1 protein-coding gene is annotated in these 563 nt (G+C 71.2%); it reads left to right on the top strand.

What is annotated here, in order from left to right; all coding sequences use genetic code 11:
* The coding region (locus FNX44_RS27505; RefSeq protein WP_173019323.1) for a polyprenyl synthetase family protein at positions 1-563 on the top strand (563 nt) is incomplete at both ends.

Here is a 563-nt window from a genome sequence, read left to right as displayed (position 1 = left end):
AGATGTGTATAAGAGAAACCGCCGCCCACGGCACCAGCGCCCTACGCCACCTCTCCCGCGCCCTGCGCGAACTCATCCACGGCCAGTCCAACGACCTGCTCTTCGAAACCCGCCCGTGGACCGGCCCGCGAGCCGTCTCCATCACCGAGTACCGCACGATGGCCGAGCACAAGACCGGCTCGCTGCTCGGCTGTGCGACGGCCATCGGCGCGACACTCGCCGGAGCCCCCGCCCACACCGTCACCGCTCTCGAGCGCTTCGGTCGCCACCTGGGCGTCGCCTTCCAAGCCGTCGACGACCTCCTCGGCATCTGGGGCGACCCCGCGACCACCGGCAAGCCCGTCCACAGCGATCTCCGCCAAGGCAAGAAGACCTTCCCCGTCCTCGCCGCGCTCTCCACCGACGCCCCGGCCGCGCACGAACTCGCCACCCTCCTCTCCTCACCTCCCGACCCGACAACCACCCACCGCGCCGCCGCCCTCATCGAGGAAGCCGGCGGCCGCACCGCGACCCTCGCCGAAGCCGAACACCACCTCACCGCCGCCCGACACCTCCTCCACACC

It is taken from the genome of Streptomyces alkaliterrae (assembly GCF_007097205.2).
GTDB classification, from domain to species: domain Bacteria; phylum Actinomycetota; class Actinomycetes; order Streptomycetales; family Streptomycetaceae; genus Streptomyces; species Streptomyces alkaliterrae.
This window is presented reverse-complemented; position numbering and strand designations above follow the sequence as displayed.